The organism is Galbibacter sp. L-19, assembly GCF_056857615.1.
Genome location: NZ_JBSXNL010000029.1, coordinates 1 through 22,172, shown reverse-complemented (window position 1 = coordinate 22,172; position 22,172 = coordinate 1). Strand labels below are relative to the sequence as shown.

At 32.0% G+C, this 22,172-nt stretch carries 15 protein-coding genes; 11 read left to right on the top strand and 4 right to left on the bottom strand.

Annotated elements, in window-relative coordinates; genetic code table 11:
• Positions 1-11 precede the first annotated feature (11 nt).
• On the top strand, positions 12-1,271 hold the full coding sequence (locus tag AC13CQ_RS02205; protein WP_474507035.1) for a peptidoglycan-binding domain-containing protein: 1,260 nt from the start codon (positions 12-14) through the stop codon (positions 1,269-1,271).
• A 192-nt stretch (positions 1,272-1,463) separates the two neighbouring features.
• Here the strand turns inward: AC13CQ_RS02205 and AC13CQ_RS02200 are convergent, their stop codons facing one another.
• Positions 1,464-2,342, bottom strand: coding sequence for a sugar phosphate isomerase/epimerase family protein (locus AC13CQ_RS02200; RefSeq protein WP_474507049.1), 879 nt, complete (start codon positions 2,340-2,342; stop codon positions 1,464-1,466).
• Positions 2,343-2,547: 205 nt separating this feature from the next.
• Between AC13CQ_RS02200 and AC13CQ_RS02195 the strand changes: the two genes are divergently transcribed.
• The 6 genes from AC13CQ_RS02195 (at position 2,548) to AC13CQ_RS02170 (ending at position 8,362) form a co-directional block, all read left to right on the top strand.
• Positions 2,548-3,636: a sensor histidine kinase gene (locus AC13CQ_RS02195; RefSeq protein ID WP_474507034.1), complete on the top strand. Its 1,089-nt coding sequence runs from the start codon at positions 2,548-2,550 to the stop codon at positions 3,634-3,636.
• Between the two features lie 3 nt (positions 3,637-3,639).
• Positions 3,640-4,959 (top strand): sigma-54-dependent transcriptional regulator, encoded by a 1,320-nt coding sequence (locus AC13CQ_RS02190; protein ID WP_474507033.1) that lies wholly within the window; start codon positions 3,640-3,642, stop codon positions 4,957-4,959.
• A 515-nt stretch (positions 4,960-5,474) separates the two neighbouring features.
• The gene (locus tag AC13CQ_RS02185; protein ID WP_474507032.1) at positions 5,475-6,764 is read left to right on the top strand and encodes a Glu/Leu/Phe/Val family dehydrogenase; all 1,290 of its coding nucleotides are present in this window, start codon (positions 5,475-5,477) and stop codon (positions 6,762-6,764) included.
• Between the two features lie 101 nt (positions 6,765-6,865).
• Positions 6,866-7,279, top strand: a complete 414-nt coding sequence (locus AC13CQ_RS02180; RefSeq protein ID WP_008616285.1) for a GreA/GreB family elongation factor — start codon at positions 6,866-6,868, stop codon at positions 7,277-7,279.
• Positions 7,279-7,668, top strand: coding sequence for a hypothetical protein (locus tag AC13CQ_RS02175; protein ID WP_008616286.1), 390 nt, complete (start codon positions 7,279-7,281; stop codon positions 7,666-7,668). Before AC13CQ_RS02180 ends, AC13CQ_RS02175 begins: the two co-directional genes overlap by 1 nt.
• A 52-nt stretch (positions 7,669-7,720) precedes the next feature.
• The gene (locus AC13CQ_RS02170; protein ID WP_335587411.1) at positions 7,721-8,362 is read left to right on the top strand and encodes a universal stress protein; all 642 of its coding nucleotides are present in this window, start codon (positions 7,721-7,723) and stop codon (positions 8,360-8,362) included.
• A gap of 3 nt (positions 8,363-8,365) precedes the next feature.
• Here the strand turns inward: AC13CQ_RS02170 and AC13CQ_RS02165 are convergent, their stop codons facing one another.
• The 3 genes from AC13CQ_RS02165 to AC13CQ_RS02155 all read right to left on the bottom strand — a co-directional run bounded on the left by AC13CQ_RS02165 (position 8,366) and on the right by AC13CQ_RS02155 (position 14,117).
• On the bottom strand, positions 8,366-8,878 hold the full coding sequence (locus AC13CQ_RS02165) for a glutathione peroxidase (protein ID WP_337900826.1): 513 nt from the start codon (positions 8,876-8,878) through the stop codon (positions 8,366-8,368).
• 390 nt (positions 8,879-9,268) lie between these two features.
• A complete protein-coding gene (locus tag AC13CQ_RS02160) occupies positions 9,269-10,576 on the bottom strand; it encodes an OmpA family protein (protein ID WP_337900787.1) in 1,308 nt (435 codons plus the stop codon).
• A 28-nt stretch (positions 10,577-10,604) separates the two neighbouring features.
• Positions 10,605-14,117 carry an MBG domain-containing protein gene (locus tag AC13CQ_RS02155; protein ID WP_474507031.1) on the bottom strand — a complete coding sequence of 1,171 codons (3,513 nt, stop codon included), beginning with the start codon at positions 14,115-14,117 and terminating at the stop codon, positions 10,605-10,607.
• 416 nt (positions 14,118-14,533) lie between these two features.
• Between AC13CQ_RS02155 and AC13CQ_RS02150 the strand changes: the two genes are divergently transcribed.
• The 4 genes from AC13CQ_RS02150 (at position 14,534) to AC13CQ_RS02135 (ending at position 21,812) form a co-directional block, all read left to right on the top strand.
• Positions 14,534-15,478 carry a FecR family protein gene (locus AC13CQ_RS02150; RefSeq protein ID WP_337900790.1) on the top strand — a complete coding sequence of 315 codons (945 nt, stop codon included), beginning with the start codon at positions 14,534-14,536 and terminating at the stop codon, positions 15,476-15,478.
• Positions 15,479-15,660: 182 nt separating this feature from the next.
• Positions 15,661-19,170: a SusC/RagA family TonB-linked outer membrane protein gene (locus tag AC13CQ_RS02145; protein ID WP_337900791.1), complete on the top strand. Its 3,510-nt coding sequence runs from the start codon at positions 15,661-15,663 to the stop codon at positions 19,168-19,170.
• 27 nt (positions 19,171-19,197) lie between these two features.
• Entirely contained in the window at positions 19,198-20,937 is a 1,740-nt protein-coding gene (locus AC13CQ_RS02140; protein WP_008616293.1) for a RagB/SusD family nutrient uptake outer membrane protein, read from the top strand.
• A gap of 11 nt (positions 20,938-20,948) precedes the next feature.
• Positions 20,949-21,812, top strand: a complete 864-nt coding sequence (locus tag AC13CQ_RS02135) for an endonuclease/exonuclease/phosphatase family protein (RefSeq protein ID WP_337900792.1) — start codon at positions 20,949-20,951, stop codon at positions 21,810-21,812.
• Positions 21,813-22,172 lie beyond the last annotated feature (360 nt).

Genomic DNA, 22,172 nt, shown 5'->3' with positions numbered 1-22,172 from the left:
AAATATGAAAGATGAGAACAACACATACATATCAAAACATTGATGAAATTTTTTTAGCAGAACTTAATACTTCTAATCAAGTAAGGGAAGTGCAAGAATTTTTACACACTAAAGGGTTTGATCTAGGGGGTTATGGTGTAGATGGCAAACTAGGTAGAAAAACAAAATCGGCTTTGTACAACTATTTTAAAACGCAAATAGGTGGCGCACCAATTCCTACTCCAGTAACGCCTCCTGTAACCCCACCTTCGGGGACATCAAAATTAGATAGATTTATTACAGCCCATGGCACTAAAACTTTTAGAAATAGTGCAGAAATCAATGCTTTTTTTTCGCAGTTGACTGGAAAGGATTTTTGTTCTTGGTTTAAAGATGAAATAGGTAATAAAGGATATTGGGGCAGTATCACTTTTGAAGGGAGAAGCAGACATGGTAGGAGTATTCCTCGTGGTAATTTTTCAACACATCAACAAAATTTTAATCGCGTATGGAATAATATTGCTCTTGTTTTTTTCGGGATAGCAGGAAATCAATCGATTAATATATTTCAATTCTTCGCTTTAGTTAGTATTATTATAAATGAAACAGGAGGGAAGTTTGTTCCTATTAGTGAAATTGGAAATCTAGCTTATATGTTTGGTACAAATTCTGGTAGGAAACGGTCGTACAACACGGCTTCTGGGAATAAAAGTGCTTACGAACTATTTAGAGATACCACTTTTCTAAGCGCACATCAGCAAAAACCTTATCATACACAAATTGCAAATACAACTAATAGTGTGTGGAGAGGAGAGATTTATCCTTCTACATTTCCTAATAATCCAGTAAATGCAGGAATTATATCGGAGGCCGATTTTTACAAATTTAGAGGTAGAGGTTTGATACAAACAACTTTTAGAAGTACTTATTCTAGACTTTTAGGATTTATAAAAAGCTATAACGGAAATAATTCTACCTTAAATACGTATAAAACAAGATGGCAAAGTTTAAGCACCGAGGCTATTTTAAGTGGTAGTAGTAATGCTGATTGGGATAATTTATTTATGAATACAAATTTAGAATTTCCCTGTTATGCCATATATAATTTTCAAAATAGAAGGAATAATTTTTTATCAATTCCAGCTAATAAAGCAAAATTACTTCAAACCTCGACTTCAAGAAGTGGTAGCGGTTCTTTATTTTATGTAGGATACCGTGTAGGAGGGAGCGCTAGATATGGAAGACTTTTAAAATTAAGAGTTATTCAAATGATAGAAAAGTTAGTTAGTTAGTGAATAAGAGATTATTCTATGCTTAAATCTATAAAATATAATTGCGTTTTTAACAGTAGGAACGTAGCAGAAATTGTATAAAAAAGAGGCTGTCTAAAAAGTAATTCATAGTTGTCGAACTGAGCTCAGGATGACATTTAGAGTTTAGATACTTTCTAGACAGCCTCTTTTTAGTAGTATACACTAATATTTTTAGTTAAAACCAAATGTTTTAAGTCCGTCGTGACTTATTTTAATTGCTTCAAGTGGTGTGTGGTGAAAAGTTTGATCTTGTTCTACCATATAATATTTCATACCTGAAAGCTCTCTTTTCTCCCAAATTTTACTAAAATCTATAGTTCCTTCTCCAACAGGCGCAAACTTTCCATCTTTACTCATGTCTTTTACATGCCATAATTTAAAACGGCCAGGATATTTTTCAAAATATTCAATAGGGCTAGCACCTGCTTTTGTTACCCAGAAAAGATCCATTTGGAAATTTACATATTTAGTATCTGTATTTTCCAAGAAATATTCAATTGGAACAATTCCGTTTTCATTTTCTTTAAATTCAAAATCGTGGTTATGGTAAAGTAATTGCAATCCAGCATCACTACATTTTTTTCCTACAGTATTTAAGAAATTAATCATAAAGTCCAGATCAGGATCCATTCCCATTGTTTGAGTTTCAGGATAATATTTAAAATGCCCCATAGGAGGAACTGGAATTACAAAATAGGTAAATCCAGCAGCTTTTACAGCAGCAATTTCTTCATCTATATTATCAAGCGTAGCGCTTCCTTGGTGCGTACTTATTCCTTTTAGACCTTTATCATCTAAAAGCTTTTTAAAATCTTCTGGAGCCATATTATAGAACTTTCCATTACTATATCCTGCGGCTTCAATGTTTACATATCCAGCTTTAGCTACCGAGTCTAAGGTAGCTTCTGTATTTGCTCCCATATCATCTCTAACGGTATAGAGCGCCAAACCTCCAAATTTATCTTTAGAAGTTCCTTGGCAAGATGTTAAAAAAATAATTGATGCAATTGCGAGTACTTTTACAGTACTTTTTAAATACTTAAATTTCATGTTGTTACGTAAATAGTTAGTAATTAGTAGACTCATTTTAATGAGTTCTATTCTTTCAAAAGTATAAAATAACTTTATAAGTAGTTTTTTTATAGCGGATAAATTATTAATTGTTTATTATTGAGATACTTTTTTTGTAAATAGTTCAATTTCTCATTTTTTCTGCATAAGGTTAAAATTGAAGCGTTGATTAAATTTTTTGTTTATGAATACTACTGAAGATAAATTAAGAGAACGCATAAAAGAATTAACTTGTTTATACGAGGTTACATCTATTATAGTTAATTGTGATTATAGTCAGCTTGAACTCTCATTGCAAGCAATTGCGCATTGTTTAAAGGGTGCTGTGCAATACGAAACCGAGAGTTATGTAAAAATTACAACTAATAATTATGTTTTAGAAGACGGGAGTTTTAAGGAAAGTCTCTGTTGTATAAAGTCGAATATAAAAGTATTTAATGAAGTAAGTGGCACTATTTTAATAGGTTATCCTTCTGATAAATTCTCGGAAGATGATTTTTTAGATGAAGAAAAAAAATTGCTTGAAAATGTATGTTTAGAAATAGGAAATCTAATTGAAAGAAAGCAAATTAGAGATAATGAAGCGTACATAAAAAAGCAGATGGAACGCACCGATCGTTTAAATATTTTAGGAGAAATAACTGCTGGAATTGCCCATGAACTCAATACTCCGCTTACCAATATTTTAGGATTTACCGAACTTTTGGAAGATGAAATTAAAGATAAAAAGCAGCTTAGCGATTTAGGTAGGATTAAAGAAAGCGCTATCTTTTCTAGAGAAATAGTAAAGAAACTTATGTTTTTTGCTTGTGAAGTTCCTCAACAAATGCAAAAAGTTACTTTAAAACCTATTGTAGATAATGTCCTTAATTTATTAAAGCCTTCTTTTAAGAATAAAAATATCCAAAGTATTTTTGATATAGAATCTCCAGAGCTTCAAATTAGAGCCGATGAGATACAAATTACGCAAGTATTATTTAATATTATAATGAATGCTATTTATGCTTCTCCAGAGCACAGTAAAGTGGAAATTAGTATTAAAAAGCTAAAAGGAAATATTCAGGTTAAAATTATAGATGAAGGATCTGGAATAGCATCTACTATTGAAGACAAAGTTTATGAACCTTTTTTTACTACAAAACCCACAGGAGACGGTTCGGGTTTAGGGTTAAGTGTGGTTCATGGAATTATCTCAAGTCATAAAGGAACTATAAAGCATTCTAAAAACTCCCCAAAAGGAACTATTTTTACTATTAATTTCCCTGAAAATTAAAAAATGGCATATAAAAAAGAAAATATATTAATAGTAGACGATGATATTCATATTTTAGAGTTACTACAACGGCAGTTAGAGGCTTTAAATTATTATACATTTAAGGCAGTTTCTGTAAAAGAGGCGGTAACTATTTTAAAAGGAAATACTATTGATTTACTGGTTACAGACTTACAAATGCCAGAGGTAGATGGGTTTCAGTTAATTCAATATGTTTCTGAGCATTATTCTAAAATGCCAGTTTTAGTCGTTTCTGGTTATATTTCTGCTAAAGGCGCTTTAGAAATGGGGAAATCTGGCGTGGTAGACTATTTAGTGAAGCCTTTTACTAAGGAAGAATTAAAAAATGCGATAGATAAATCGTTGGTTAATAACACTTCAAAGAAAGAAGTAAAGGTCTCTAAATCGGTTTCAAAATTTGATGAATTAATAGGAGAATCGGAGGCTTTTAATGTTGTAAAAGATATTATTGAACGCGTAAAAGACATTAAAGCAACGGTACTTATTCAAGGAGAAAGTGGTACAGGAAAAGAGCTTATTGCAAGAGCAATTCATTATAATGGAAAATATGCAAGAGCACCATTTATTGCAGTAAACTGTGGCGCAATACCAGAAAATCTCTTAGAAGCAGAACTTTTTGGATATGAAAAGGGAGCGTTTACGGGGGCAAATGAATCTAGAAACGGATTTTTCCAAGCTGCAAATGGAGGCACTATTTTTTTAGATGAAATAGGAAATGCTTCTGCAAAAGTTCAAAATAGCCTCTTGAGAGTCTTACAAGAAAAGGAAATTATAAAAGTAGGCGCTCAAAAAGCACAACCTATAGATATAAGAGTGGTTGCAGCTACCAATAGTAATTTATTGGAATTGGTGACTCAAGATAAATTTAGGCAAGATTTGTTTTATAGATTGGCAGTAGTAGAAATAAAAGCCCCACCCTTACGAAACCGAAAAACAGATATTCCTTTATTGGTGGATAAGTTTGTAATGAAATATGGACTGGAGTATAAAGATAGATTCCTAAAAGTAAGTCCAGAAGCATTAGATTTACTTCTTAGATATCCATGGCCTGGTAATATTAGAGAATTAGAAAACTGTATCCAAAGGGCGGTAATTATGAGTGATAAAAGTATAGAATTGTCTCATATTCCAGATGCTTTAAAATACCAAATAGATTTCCCAGAAGAAGCATTAGTTTCTTTGGCAGAAATGGAAAAAAAGTATATTAAAAAAGTACTTGATACGGTTGGAAATAATAAAACAAAAGCTGCCGAAATTTTAGGAATCGACAGAAAAACACTACGCAATAAAATGAGTGATTAAACAGGGTTTACCATGTGTACTAAACCCTGAAAAGGATTTAAAATCCTATAATTCCAACAAGCCTTCTTAGTTTAGAATTTATAACAAATGGACTTTAAGTTTATTATAAACCTCTGTTTTTTAAGCTGCATTATAATACCATGTTTCAGCAATAAAATATATTGGGGTGTTTTGCTTCAGCTGGGTATTTTCTCCTCATTTAATATTTCTTACTTCATTTAAAATAAAACAATAACTTATTGATTATTAATTCATTGAGGTTGTTGTTCTTTTTATATTTTCTCTTGGCACAGCTATTGTCTATCTAGTTATAGAAAAATTAAAAGTAATGAAAAACTATAGTAAAAGTATCTGTTCTACATGTCATTTTATAAATAACTGTGTTCTTACACTGAACAAAAAGTTTGTGATAACATGTAGTGAACACGAAAATAGAAATGAACTTAAAACAATTTTGGCAAGTTAGTTTTAAAATCCATTAAGTGGACTAATGTTAAGCTAAAAAACAGCAAACAATGATTACAAAAGAATTAGAAAAAAAGACACCTCAGAAACAAGGGATGTTAAATAATGTAATGCGACAATTCAATAATGCTTCGGATATTATTGATTTAAATAAAAACATTCGCAAAATATTAAGTATTACAAATAATGAATTGGTTGTTCATTTTCCTGTAAAAATGGACAATGGAGAGGTAGAAGTTTTTACGGGATACCGAGTACAACACAACAATGCTTTAGGACCATATAAAGGAGGATTGAGATACCATCCAACGGTAGATATTGATGCTGCGAGAGCTTTGGCTATGTGGATGACATGGAAAACCTCATTAGCAGGATTACCTTATGGGGGAGCTAAGGGAGGAATCCAATTGGATCCATCAAAATACTCAACCTCAGAATTGGAGAGAATTACAAGAAGATTTACCTATGCCTTAGGAGATAATATTGGACCTGAATTAGATATTCCTGCTCCAGATGTTAATACAAATCCGCAAACAATGGCTTGGATTTTAGATACTTATATGTCTACTAAATCTCCAAATGAGCGTTCTACAAATATGCATGTTGTTACCGGAAAGCCAATTGGAGCAGGGGGGTCTGAAGGAAGAGACCGAGCAACTGGATTTGGCGTGTTTTTATGTATAAAATTCTGGGCAGACCATAATGAACTGCCTTTAAAAGATAAAAAGTTTATAGTACAAGGCTTCGGTAATGTAGGCTATTGGGCAGCATACTTTTTAGAAAAAGAAGGAGCCAAAATGGTAGGGGTTCAAGATGCATTTGGAAGTATTTCAAATACTGAAGGGATTGATGTAACTACGCTTTTTGAATACAATAAAAGTCAAGGGAACATAGCAGGATTTAAAGGGAGTAGAAGTTTACCTTCTGAGGATTTCTTTTCATTAGACTGCGACATCTGTATTCCAGCAGCTTTAGGAAACCAAATAACTGTTAACAATGCCCCAGATATTAAGGCTAAAGTTATAGCTGAAGGAGCAAATGGACCTACAGATGTAGAAGCAGAAGAAATGCTATTGGCAAGAGGGGTGGAGATTCTTCCAGATATATTATGTAATTCTGGAGGAGTAATAGGAAGTTATTACGAGTGGTTGCAAAATCGAAATGGAGAGATTTGGTCTTTAGAAGAGGTGATGCAAAAGTTAGAAAAAAAGCTTTATGAATCGTTTAGAAAAGTAATCGATGTATCTCAAAAAAGAGGTATTGATAAAAGAACGGCCGCATTTATAATTGCTATTGAAAGACTTGAAGAAGCCTATGTTCAAAGAGGGATTTTTCCATAATAAGCTTAAAAATAGGATTATTTATTGAAGAAAAGCAGTTGCTATTACGCCGAGCGTTCATAGCGTTTTAGCAATTTGCTTTTCTACTTAAGAAAGTAAAAATGAAATACAAACAGTTAGTTATAGAAAAAAAAGAATATGTGCTTTTAAAGCAAATGTTGAGCTTGTCTAATTATAATAGAGATGTGGTTTTTAAAAAGTCCATCAAACAATTAATGGATGAGTTGGCAACAGCAATAATTATTGATGAAAATGAGATGCCAGAAGATGTGGTTCGTTTTAATTCTTATGTAGAAGTAAAATTAGAAGGCGGATGGACAAAAAAATTTCAGTTAGTAGTAGGTAATAAAAGCGATGTGCAGAATGATAAGATTTCGGTATTATCCCCAATGGGAACAGCCGTAATTGGTCATGCATTAGAAGATATTTTTCAGTGGGAATTTCCTTCTGGAAAGCAATTAATAAAAATAGCTTATGTTGCTCAGGAACAGCTATCTAATATAAACAATCTGTAATGAGAGGAAAATTATTCTATAGTCATGATAATGACTCCCAAATAATGATAAGGAAAGACAAAGAAGAAGTTGAAAACTGGACTAATCATTTAGAATTTATAAATAATGAACTTAATTTCTTTATAAAAATTGAAAGTCAGTTAATTAAAGATCCAGTTATAAGTAAAGAATTAAATGATTTAAGAAGGAAGAATGCTATAGCTTTAAAAGATTTATATCGATATGATGTAAGCTTAGGAAATAGAACCGAATGTGATACAGTAGATTGTGATACATTTTTTTTAAGTAATCATGAAAAAAGTAGAAAAATTTACCTTGGTTTCTTAGAAATACTTCAATCTTTTAAAATTACTTTTTATTCAAAAATGTTGATTTATACGAGATTGTGAAATATGGCTACGTAAAGTATGTAGTCTAGCTATTAATTTAAATTATATAACGATGAAAAAGATATTAGTTTTAACAGATTTCTCCGAGAATGCTTGGAACGCTTTAAAATATACCACTTCGTTATATAAAGATGTAGCTTGCGAATTTTATATTTTAAACTCTTATTCGAGAGACAAATATGGATTAAACACTATAGATTATTTAGATCCATATGAAGCGTTTCATAAGGTTTCAGAAATTGAATCTAAAAGTAAATTAACTAAACTCCTGCAAAGAATTACTTTTTTTGACTCCAATAAAGAGCATCAATTCTTTATAATTGGAGAGGCTAAAGGATTACTATCGGCTACTAAATGCCTTATTGCAGAATTAAATATTGAGCAAGTTTTAATAGCTGCAAAAGAAAATTCTAATAAAAAGAGTTATAAATTAGGACGCAATGCCAGAGAAATAATTAAAAAAATTAAAGAAGTACCCATCCTTATAGTTTCTAATCTTAAAAATTTAAAACCGACATATAAAATACAAGCTAAAAATATTTCATTTTCATCTATAGAGGCAACCTTAAATGAAGGCCCAATTATGTTATTAAAAAATACCTTTCCTGAAGAGACAACTTCTTACCCTACCTATGTACTAACAGATATGTTACAAAATATCTATTTAGGATTTACACAAAGAATAGGGATTTAACACTTATAGATATTTAGTTATTTTGCTACTCATAGGTTTTGTAGTAGACATATAATAATCTATAAATCTACCTTGCTCATCTACAAGATATTTTTGAAAGTTCCATTTTACAGTAGAATCTTTTAATCCGTTTATAGATTTTTTGGTTAGCCATGCATACAAAGGATGTTGGTTTTCTCCTTTTACAGCTACTTTTTCGGTAATTAGAAATTCAACTCCGTAGTTTTTCTCACAAAATGTTTTAATTTCATCTGCTGTACCTGGTTCTTGACCTCCAAATTGATTACATGGAACCCCTATAATCATTAAATTTTCTTGATATGTTTCATATAATTTCTGAAGATCTTCATACTGACCTGTAAAACCACATTCGGAAGCTACATTTACAAATAGAATTTTTTTGCCTTTGTAAGTGCCTAAGTGTATTTTATCTCCATCAATATTATTAATGGAAATATCATAAATAGATGCTGAAGGGTTTACAGGCTCTTGTGCTTTTCCAAAAAAAGATATCATAATGCAAAATATAATTAGTGTTTTTTTCATTTGAAATAATAAGTTTACTCGATAATCGAGATTTAAATGCTCCAAAACCTTTTCTTAATAAACCGAAGAACTTTTGAATTAAATCCCTCATTGAGGGTTTTATTCCCCAAAGCCTGTCCAGAGTTTACCGAAGGGCTCTATATCGAAATGGATTAAATTATTTTCCTTTGAATACCTCGTAGGCTTGCTTCGAGGTAGTTGATTATTATTAAACTAGTTTAGTTAAATGCCTAATGGCTTTTGCTCAAAAGGAATTACTTCAAACTTACATTATTTTTTAGAAAAATCATTTAAAGTTTTATTAAAAAAAGAGACTGGCATAAGCCAGCCCCTCTACCTATTACTGATAATAAAAGGTTTTTATTCTTCTATAAGTACTACAATAGAAACTCTTCTGTTTTTAGCTCGATTCTCACTTGATGTATTTGGAACCAAAGGTTCAGATTCTCCTTTAGAGATAACCTCCATACGTTCTTCTGCTATTCCATTTGCTTTTAAATTATTAGCTACAGCCTGCGCTCTTTGCATTCCAACTCTCATATTTACGGCTTCACTTCCTAGATTGCATGTATGACCAATAATAGTAATATCAATGCCTTCATCTCTCTTTAGGAGCTCAGCAATTGTATCTAATCTTTCATCTAAAGAAGAAGGAATGACTGTGTTATTGATAACGTTAAAAATTATTGGTTTCTGAATATATTCTAGTTCTGCATCTGTATAAATGGGTTTTTCTTCTATAACAACAGTATCCTTTACAATTTCAATAGGAGCTGTTTCTTCTGGTTCTTCAATAATTTCTTCCTCAATAACGGTTTCTGGAACAACTACTTCTTTTCTTAAATCAAAACCTAATTTTACTTGAAACCCTAATGCAAAATATCTGTTTTTATCGATGCTATTTTCAGTAGACATCACACCATTTGCTTTGACAGAACTCGTGCCATTATTACTATAGGTTACTAGATTTTTTGTTTGATTATCTTTTTGTAGATCAGACATTCCATAATCAAAATAGAGTCCAGTATAGAGGTTCATTTTCTTTTTCAGTTTAAAAAATAATCCAGCTTCAGCACTTGCTAAAAAGCTAGGTTTAAGAGCCACTTTTGTTTCGTCTTGCCAATTATTAACATCTCCAAAACCATGCACTGATAAATCATCAAACACCAAATTTAGATCTGGATAATAACCTGTAACAGTTAGTTTATCTGCACTTGCATCGATATGTTGCTTTGTAGGAATCATAGATTTTACACCCGCGCCAATATAAATTCCTGTATTTGTGGAAATGTGCGTTTTATAGTGTAACATAACTGGAATTGCAAAAGACCAAAAATATTGATTCTCCTCATATCCAGTTGGAGCAACGCTATATTCAAAAGCAGAAGCTTGGTCATCTATTTCTAAAGTAGTAATAGTAGTTCCATTAAATAACTCAAATGTATTTCTGTTTAAGCTAGCTTCTATACCAGTCGTAATCCCCCAATGGTCATTAAAAAAATAAGTATATCCTACACCAAGTCCAAAACCAGCTTTTTCCTCTCCATTTCCAATAGGACTTTGATAATCAATACCAGAGATGCCTCCAGTGGCTTTAATGGTAATTTCTTGAGCTTCTGTAGAAAGCATACAGAGTATTAAAATGATTAAAAAATATGTTACTTTCATATTGATTTTATTGGTGGTTATTATTGGTTTATTTTACTACAAGATTTGCTGTTTTTCTTTTTCCATTGGTAAATGTTACAGAAACAATATACATTCCTATTTCTCTTGGAGCGGTTAGCTGTGTGCGTGTTCCAGTAACTGCAACTGTTTGTAATAGTCTCGCGTTTAAATCGAAGATATGTATTACCGCACCGTTAAGAACTGATTCCTCAAAACTACATTGAACAGTAAATTGTGAAGAAGCATCTACTGGATTCGGGATAATTTTAACTTTCCTAGAAAAATCCCCTCCATCAATTTCTAGCGGACATGTAATTATTGTATTTCCGTTTACATCAATGGCTTCTGCATGGTAGATTCCATTTAACGGATTATTTTCAGAATAATATTGCTTAGTGGCTCCATCTATGGCAACTCCATTTTTAAACCATTGGTAGGAAACATACTGTTTACTACTATTATCAAACACCAATACATCTTCCCAATACTGACTAATAAGTCCGGGAGTATTAATAATTATAGGCTTGACAATAACTGTTGCAGGATTGTAATTTTCGTTCCCTTCTTGAGAAACAGTAATACTGGCAGTTCCAGAGGTATTTTTAACAAGTATATTATTAGAAATTGAAGCAACGTTATTATTTGTAGACGAATAAGATACTGGGAGTCCGCTACTTGAAGTTGCAGTTAAGGCTAGTTCTGAATTGGAGTCGCATCCAAATATTAATTCTTGATCCCAAGTAATTAATTGATCTGCTTTTATAATTTCAAAAGAAGCATCGTTAAATGTTATGGAGTAATTTGAACCTGCACCTAAGGCTCCAAGTTCAATTGGATAAGAGCCAATAGTTTCTCCAGTAGCTCTACTTAGCGTTCCTGTTATGATAGATTCATCATCTGTTCCTTCAAATCCTGTAGCAGTATATGTAAATATTGGATCTTTTTGCCCATACATTTTATTTTGTCCATTATCTGCAGTAATATTTAATTCTTTTGGAGTAATAGTAAGTTCTGCCGTTAATTCTAAATCATAATGATTTGGTCCTGTAATAATAGCTTTAACCTCATGCGCACCAACATTAATTTGCTCATTATTTATATAGATAACAGAGGTTCCAACAGGAATAGTACCATTAATAAAAATTGACTTTGGTGAGCCATTAAAAACAAAAGTTTTATTATTAAAAATAATACTAGGAGTTGGGGGAGCTGGGTTAATATAAGCAGGAGTAATTTTGAAAGTATTTTCAGAAAAATTAATTAAATAATTATCATTAGCTGTTAAATCTCCTTGTAAAATAGCATAGCTACCTACATTTTCTCCAGTCTCTCTAGTTAATTTACCAGATAGAATACTAGTATCTTCCGTAGGAGCAAGTCCATTTACACTATAGGAAAACTCAGGATCTTCTTCTCCATATACTTTAGATTGATTGGAATCTGCACTAATTGTTAGAATTCTTTGAGTGATGTAAAAATCGGCGCCCTTAAAGTCGATAATATAATTACTATTTGTGGTTAAAGTACCTTGTGTAATAGGGTAGGAACCAATAGCTTCTCCATTAGTTCTTGTTAAGTTACCAGATAAGATACTTTCGGTATCGTTTTCTGCAAGATTTTCAACTGTATAAGTAAGGGTAGGTTCTGGATTTCCGTATTGTTTATTTTGACCTGAATGGGTTGTTATTATTATATTCCGAGGAGAAATATTAAATACCGAACCAGAATAAGAAATAGTATAATTATTTCCAGCAGTTACTGTTCCTTGAAGAATGTTATAGTTTCCTACATTTTCTCCAATTTCTCTAGTGAGGTTTCCTGTAAGAAGCGAAGCATCATCTGAATTTACAAATCCATTTACCGAATAGGTAAGTTCTGGGTCTGAATCTCCGTATACTTTAGATTGATTAGAATCTGCAATAATGTTTAAATCTTTATGCGTAATTTCAAAAGTTTCAGTTATAAAATTAATATCGTAGCCTGTAGCAGAAAGTGTTCCTAATTGAATAGGATAAGTTCCTACATTTTCTCCTGAGGTTCTAGTCAAGCTTCCTGTAAGAATACTCTTATCGTCAGTTCCCATAAAACCAGCTACTGTATACGTAAAAGTAGGATCTGAATCTCCATATACTTTAGCCTGATTTGCATCTGCAACAACAGTTAATAAGTTATTAGAAATAATAAAATCGGCTCCAGTATAATCAATAGTATAATAAGGCCCAGCACTTAGCGTACCAATAAGAATAGGGTAACTTCCAATAGTTTCTCCTGGAGTTCTAGTAAGCGCTCCAGTAAGAATAGAAACATCGTCATTTCCATCAAAACCAGTTGCAGTATATGTAAATACGGGATCTGGATCTCCATAAACTTTTGCTTGACCAGTATTGGCAGTAATGCTAAGTGCTTTTATTTTATTTGCAGTATCTGTAGCGGGAGCTCCTGCTATACCAATATCATTGGTTAAGGTGGCCGATAAGGTAATTATTCCTACAGGAAGGCCACTTAAATCAACTCCAGTTATTTGTTGATTTTCTTCTGTAATAACACCAGTTCCATTAATTGGAGTTCCTCCACCAGAACTAGAAAATGTATAATTGTAAGCACTCCCTATTGTTGCATTTGCAAAAGTAAAGCTAACATTACTTTCATTGTCTTCATTTATAGGATCTTGGTCAATAGAAACAGCGTATCCTTCTGGAGGAGTAATACCATTGTCGGTTATTATAAGTGTTTCTTGCTGAAAACCATCTTTAATAGCGTGAATAGAATATTCAAAGTCCATGGCAACAATTTCTTCCGCTTGTATAATTCCTTCAATACTTGTAGTAACTTTATAACCTCCTTCTATTTTTTCAATGGTAAGTTTTACAGGACTCCCTTCGTTTTCTAGCGTATGAATTGGCGGCAGCATTTCCATAACAACGGTTTCATCGCCTTCTAGAATTCCATCAGGAACTGCCGTTATTTTAAGACTGTCTTTTAATTTTCCTGCGGGAATTATAATAGCATTTGATGAGGTTGTATAATCTGTTCCGTTCCCTGTAGCTGTACCACTAAATTGTAAGGGAACGGTAACTGTAAATTGAGAGGGTTCTCTAATTTCTGCAACAACATAAGCCTCTCCTGCATTTTCATCTACAATAGGGTTATAAATATCCTTTAGTATTAATTCAACTGTAGGAGTATTATTACTATCAATAATTGTATATGTTTTTTGTTGATTTCCATTTTCAGAAGCATTGGTTATATCTAGAATATCTATAATTACAGTTTCATTTCCTTCATTTAAAACATCTGAAATATTATTTAAGCTAATAGACCCCGATAATTCCCCTGGATTAATAACTATATTCTCAGAACTAAGCGTGTAATCCACGCCATTTGTAGCGGTTCCAGAGAAACTTAAGTAAACCGTAACTGGTAACGTTTGCGTTTCACTTAAAGTAGCTTCTATAGCTACGGCTACATTAACACTTTCACTCCTAGAGCTAGGGCTAACACTGAGATTTACCGTAGCTTGGGCGTTAGCTTTATTTAGCATAAAAAAATTGCAAAATATACTTAATAGCAAAATTAAGTAGTAGCTTAATTTAACTTTCATATTGGTTGGTTTTAGAGAATAGTAGACTCTATTAAAAATTAACTAAATAATATATAGAGGAGTGGAGGAGGTTTATTTGAAGTAAATTTATAAAGTCGGATGAGTTTTATAATTTTTAATCGTTAATAGGCAATTTTGGGCGTTAAAAGAATCTTTTCTTTCATATCTTCCTTCATATAAGATGAAAAATCTTTATAAATCTCTAGAAATAAGTTGAATGTTAGCTAGACTTCTCTTAAATGTTAACTACAATTCTGAATTTAAACAAATTGTTAAGAAGCTTCTTTTTTGAATTTTTCACTACGTGTAAGTGTCAATTTATGTGACTTATAGGTAAACACATAAAGTTTGCACCGTTGAAGGAAGATAAAAACATTGATAAGCTATTAGGAAAGTTTTCAAAAGGGAAATGCACATCGGAAGAAGAAAAAATTGTAGATCATTACCTTGATAGTTTTCAGGATACCACAATAGAAAGTATAGAAAATGAGCAAGCTATAAAGCAACGAATCTACCGTAAAATTCAGATGTCTATTGAAGCTAAAAAGCACAAACATAGACAACATCGAAATCGAAAAGTTTTTATCAATATTGCTGCTGCCATTACAGCTATTATTGGAATAGGCGTTTTATTTCAATTATTAACTAAGGAAACTATTTATACTGAAATGGCTGCTTTGGGCGAAAGAAAAACAGTATATCTACCCGATGGGTCAAAAGTGGCTTTAAATGCAGGGAGTACATTACAGTACACTTCAAGTTTTAATGATAAAAAGCGAGAAGTACTTTTAAATGGAGAAGGCTTTTTTGAAGTTTCGCATAATAAGGAAAAACCTTTTATAGTAACTACTACGCATTTAAAAACTAGAGTGCTTGGAACGTCTTTTAATATCAATTCTTATAAGGAAAATAAGGAGGTTAAAGTTAGTGTAGCTACAGGGAAAGTTGAAGTTTCTGTAGCGAATAATCAGAAAGAATATTTAATAAAAAATGAGCAATTAAGATTCAATCCATTAAACAATACTTATAAAAAGGAGTATTACAATTCTGTAAATGATATTGCATGGAAAGACAATATCATTTTGTTTAATGACATCTCTGTTGATAGTGCTTTCAAAAAATTAGAAAAGTGGTTTAATGTTAGTATTGTAGTTACTGATGAAAATCTAAAAAAGGAACATATTAACGGGAAGTTTAAAGATTCAAGCTTAGAAGAGGTACTAGAAGGCTTACAATTCTCTTTACAATTTTCCGTAGAGCATACTAAAGAAAATGAATTAATAATAAAAAAGAAACCTTGATATGAAATAAAAAAGCATAAAAAAGCCCTTTCTGCTGGCACAGAAAAGGGCGAAAATCGTCTAAAAAAGTTATCAACTAACCTAATAGAAAATTTATAATGAAACATCCATACTTTATAACAAGCATAACTATATGTTATTTGGATGTTCTATGTGATCGTTAAAAACAATTAAACAAACACATGAAATCAAAAATACAAAAAAGAGAAAAAAAACTTTCTTTTACACGCACTATTTATTTGAGTTTGCTAACCATCTTATCAGTTTGGAGTAGCTACGCAAATATTTCTGAAGACGAAAAAGTAACTCTAGATTCATCTAATGAGACTTTAATAAATATATTGTCTTCCATAGAAAATCAAACCTCTGTTTCTTTTGTTTATGGAGATGATGTAAAACAACTTCATTTAAAACGCTCTATTAATTATAGTAATGAGCCTCTTCTAATGGTTTTAAATGACATTGCAAAAAAATTTCAAGTTTCCTATAAAAAAATTAATAAAACCATTGCTATTAGTACAAATAAAGTGGCTATTCAAGAAAAGCAAATTAAAGGTACAGTAACAGATAACACTGGAGTACCATTAATGGGAGTAAGTGTAATGCAAGAAGGAACTGCTAATGGAGTTACTACCGATTTTGATGGGAATTTTACAATCAATGCACCTATTGGAAGTACATTGGTGTTTACTTATGTAGGAATGAAAACTATAAATATTGCTGTAAAATCTTCTACAAACACTATGTCGGTTACCATGGAAGCAGATCAAGAAATGCTTGATGAGGTTGTGGTAATTGGATATGGAGAAACCAGTAAGGAAACTTTGATTGATGCGGTAAATAAGGTGGATCCAAAATCTATAGAAGAGCGCCCTGTATCTAATGCGGCAAATGCATTGCAAGGTGTTAGTCCAGGGTTAAACGTAACACAGTCTTCTGGAAAGCCAGGAAGTGAACCTCGATTAAACATTCGTGGATTTACTTCTATCAATGGTGGGTCTCCTCTTATTATTGTAGATGGAGTTGAAGGAGATATTAATAGTTTAAATCCAAACGATATTGAATCGATAAGTGTTTTAAAAGATGCGGGTTCTTCTGCTATTTATGGTGCTAGAGGAGCTTTTGGGGTGGTTTTAGTAACTACAAAAAAAGCTAAAAAAGGAAATATTACTGTAGATGTTAGTAATACCACGGTAATAAGTTCGCCTACTATTAATACAGACTTTGTTACAGACCCATATAAAGCGGTAACGCTGGTTGATGAAGCATTTAGAACTGCAGTTGGTAGAAATTATACTGGATATACAGAGGCAGATTATGCAGCATTATTAGAAGTCTCAAAAGATCCTTCAAAGGCTAGAGTAATAAGCGATTATAGAAACGGAAAGTTACAATATGTACATTATGGAGCAACCGATTGGTGGGATACTTTCTTTAGAGATTCATACCCTTCAAATATTACAAATGTATCCATTTCTGGAGGTTCAGATAAAGTAAAAAGTTATTTTTCTTATAGAAATTATCAAGCTACTGGAATTTTAAAAGTTCAAGACGATCAGTACAAACAATATAATTTACGAGGAAAAATTGATGTTGAAGTTAATGATTGGTTGACATTCTCTAATAATATGCAATACAATAGCGCAAATGATGTAGAGCATGGTGGAAGTCAATATGGATGGAGAGATGTTTGGGGAAGTTTAATTTGGGTACATGCTTTACCTTCTTATATGCCTACCAATCCAGATGGTTCTGCTCTGTGGAGAACAGAATTAAATAATTATACTGTAGGAGATGGAGTCTATGCCTCTTTATTACAAGGTAAATCAAAACAGGTAACAGATGATACTGAGTTTTCTAATATTGCAACCGCAAAGTTAAATCCGCTTCCAGGTTTTGATATAACGGCAAGTTACGCTATTCGTAAGGTTACATTTAATCGTTACCAACGCTCAACAAGAATTCCTTATTCTATTTTTGTGGATGATATTAATACCTTCGGAAGTGATAAGTTAACAGAATACAATAACAGTTCTAGTTATAATGCGTTTAATATTTTTGGAGAGTATAAAAAGCAATTAGGAAATCATTCCTTAACTGGAATGGTTGGTTTTAACCAAGAGAATTATCAAATAAAGAGTATTGAGGCTAGTAAGCAAAACAGTATTTCTGATGATTTAAACTCGTTAGGCTTAGCAACTTCTAATGCAGAAACAACAGGGAGTGCTTCTGAATGGGCTTTACAAGGATTGTTCTACAGATTTTCATACGATTTTAAAAAGAAATATTTAATAGAATTTAATGGTCGTTATGATGGTTCTTCAAGATTTCCAGAGGAACATAGGTGGGGATTCTTCCCTTCTGTATCTGCAGGATGGATTGTTAGTAAAGAAGATTTTTTTGATGGAATAAACGATACTTTTAGCCTTTTAAAATTAAGAGCTTCTTACGGTTCGTTAGGAAATCAAAATATATCCGATTATGCATACATTCCAACATTAAACAAAGGGATTAATACAGGATATGCTATAGATGGCTCAACCTTAGGTTATATTGAATCTCCAGGATTAAATCCAAACGAAATTACTTGGGAGGAAGTAAAAACACTCAACTTGGGGGTAGACGTTGGATTTTTTAATAATAGTTTAACGGCTGGTTTTGACTGGTTTCAAAGAGATACAGATGGAATGTTAACTGCTGGAGCTACCTTACCAAGTGTTCTAGGAACTTCTTCTCCTCAAGAAAATGCAGCCGATTTAAGAACTCGCGGATTTGAATTATCATTAGGGTACAATAAAACATTTCAGGTAGCAAATTCTCCTTTTAATTTTTCTATAACAGGAACGCTTTCAGATTCTGAAACCATAATTACTCGTTTTGACAATCCAAGTAATAGTTTATTAGATTTTTATGAAGGAATGACTATTGGAGAGTTGTGGGGATATCATATAGATGGATTGTTTCAATCGGAAGAAGAAATAGTAGGACATGCCGATCAAACTCGTGTTTCAAACAGAATTATGGCTGCTGGAGGATTGCAACCAGGAGATGTTAGATATGTAGATTTAAACGGAGATGGTGTTATTAACGAAGGAGAAAATACTGTAGATAATCCTGGAGATAGACGAATTATTGGAAATTCAGCTCCTCATTATTTATATAGTTTTAAAGTAAGTTCTTCTTGGAAAGGGTTTGATATCTCTGCTTTTTTCCAAGGAGTAGGGCAACAAGATTGGTATCCAAATACCGATTCAAGAACATTTTGGGCTATGTATAACCGTCCATACGATTCTTTTATACGTAAGGATTTAGCAAATAATATTTGGAGTCCAGAAAATCCAGATGCATACTTTCCAAGAATGTTCGGGTACATTGCACTTTCAGACAATGATGCTTTAGGTGCTGTAAACGATAGATATATTCAGGATATTTCATATTTGCGACTCAAAAACTTGACTGTTGGATATACTATTCCTAAAAATATTATCGATAGGCTACCTTTTACAAAATTCAGAATTTATTTTAGTGGAGAGAACTTGTTAACATTCTCAAAATTAACAGATTATATTGATCCAGAAGCAGCAAGTAATTCAGTGAATTTAAATGCTCCTTCAACTTCTACTAATAGAAGTACAGCGCAAACTGTACCATTTTCAGAAATCTATTCCTTAGGAGTTTCACTTCAGTTTTAATAAATAATAAAATAATAAATAGTAAAGATGAAACATAAAATTTACATACTATCATTCATAATTAGCTTATTATTTATAAGCTGTAGCGATGAATATTTAAACAAGGAACCTCTCTCTGAAGTCACAGAAGATAGTTTCTTTTTAAAAGCAAGCGATCTAGAGCTTTATACCAATGGTTTTTACAGAATGTTTCCAGAAGCATCTATTTATAATGGAGATGAAAGAGCTGGGGAGATTATTACTACTACTTTAAGTGAAGAAGTAAGAAGTGCCCGCCTAATTCCTACTAGTGGAGGAGGATGGAATTGGGATTATTTAAGAGACATTAATTATTTTTTAGATAATTATGAAAAGTGTGATGATGAAAGTGCTAAAAGGCATTATAGTGGTGTTGCACGTTTCTTTAGAGCCTATTTTTATTTTGAAAAAGTGAAACGTTTTGGAGATGTACCATGGTATGAAAAAACCATAGATCCTACAGATACAGAAAGTTTACAAAAACCTAGAGATAGTAGACAATTTGTAGTAGATAAGATTATTGAAGATCTAGATTATGCTATTGAAAACCTAAACGAAGAAGTACAAGCATACAGAATTACTAAATACAGTGCTTTGGCTTTAAAATCAAGAGTAGGACTTTACGAAGGTACTTTTGAAAAATATAGAGGGGTAAGTAATTATGAAAAATACTTACAAGCATCTGTAAGTGCTTCTTTAGTATTAATGAACGATTCTCCTTATGGTGTTTATAGTACTGGAGATACTAGGAATGATTATATGAATTTATTCAATTCGCATGATGCGCAAACAAGTGAAATGATTTTAAGTCGACAGTTTGATCAAGCAGTAGCGGTAGATCATAATGTAAATTACTATACAACCACTTCATCTTATGGGCGTCCAGGAATGCCAAAAGCCTTGGTAAATAGCTATTTAATGGTAGATGGATCTCGTTTTACAGATCAAGCAAATTACAATCAGATTTTCTTTACAGATGAGGTAGCAAATAGAGACCCTCGTTTATCTCAAACAATCCGTACGCCTGGATATATTAGAAAAGGAGAAAGTATCGAGTTGGCTCCAAATTTAGGGGCAACCATGACAGGATATCAACTAACAAAATATGTTACAGAGCCTGTTTATGATACCAATGATGAATCGATTACAGATTTACCAATCTTAAGATTTGGAGAAGTGTTGTTAAATTATGCAGAGGCAAAAGCAGAATTAGGAACCATTGCGCAAGCAGATCTAGATGTTTCAATTAAACTTCTTAGAGACCGTGTAGGAATGCCTAATTTATCCATGGCAGATGCAAACAGTAATCCAGATACTTTTATGGAAGATCAATATCCTACAGTTTCTGGGGCTAATAAAGGTTTGGTTTTAGAAATTAGAAGAGAAAGACGTATTGAATTGTATATGGAAAACTTCCGTTGGGATGATATTGTACGTTGGAAATCTGGACAAACAATTACGCAATCTTTACGTGGTTTATACTTTCCAGGTGTTGGGGAATACGATCTTGATGCTGATGGTAACACAGATGTAGTTTTATATGAAGGAGAAACACCAGATATAAGTGGAGAAGGGGTACAGTATATAAAATTAGGTTCGGATCTTTATTTAGATGAAAATAACTTAGTGAATCCACAACCAGATTTTAATAATAGATCTTTTAATGAAAATAGAGATTATTTATATCCAATCCCTAGAGTTGAACTACAATTAAATCCAAACCTAACACAAAACCCAGGATGGGAATAATATTGATAAGTATGAAACATATATTTAAAATAATTAGTGTACTTTTTATAGCTGTTTTTTCACTAAAAAATTATGCACAAGCAACACCTGTAAAAGTAATGACTACCAATATTCGATATGCTAGTCCAAACGATGGGATTAATATTTGGGATAACAGAAAAGACTGGTTATGCGAGCATATTAATTTTGAAGAAGTAGATATTCTTGGAGGACAAGAAGTAATATATACTCAACTTCAAGATATGATTACCAGATTACCAGACTACAGTTATGTAGGAATAGGAAGAAATGGAGGAAAAGAAGGAGAATTTTGTCCAGTATTTTACAAAAAGGATAAATATGAGCTTTTGGATAGTAATACCTTTTGGCTTTCTGAAACTCCAGAAAAAGAGAACTCTAAGGGTTGGGATGCTGCTTTACCAAGAATTGTAACTTGGGTTAAATTAAAAGATAAAAATACTAGTAAAGTATTTTATTTTTTCAATACACATTTTGATCATAAAGGAGAAGTAGCTCGTTTAAAAAGTGCAGATCTTCTTATAAAAAAGACTCAAGAAATTGCTGAGGCAGTACCTTTTTTTGTAACAGGAGATTTTAATTTCCCTCCTTCAGTAGAAGCATATACAGTTATATCAAAAGAAAATAATGAAGATTATATTTTAAAAGACACCCATAATAATGCACAAAAAAATTATGGGCCAAAGTATACTTTTAATGGTTTTAATTTAGAACCAGATGAAAATAGAGAACGTATAGATTACATTTTCTATCATGGAAATATTGCTATAAACAAACACCACGTTATTGATGGTCAACGTGGAGCCAAGTATATTTCAGATCATTTCCCAATTATTGTAAATGCTATTGTAAAATAGTTTGTTGATTTAATTCCATAAGATGCTTAGCAACTATTGCTAAGCATCTTTTTATTTAAACATTTTCATAACAATAGCATAAAGAAAATTAAATCTAAATAATCCTAAGACCTCATAAATTTATACTTCTCAATAACAAGCCAAATGACCCCATCCGATAAAAACTTCTTACTTATAAAATCGCTTGAACAAAGAGATGAGCGGGCGTTAAAACAACTCTATACACTACTCCCCATCTGTAAGACAGTTTAAATATATATCTAATTATTTATGATGCTATTCTTTTTGTATTATAAATTTGATCAGGTGGTACTTTTCCTATTTCAGTATGCCTTCTTTTGGTGTTATAGAATTCAATAT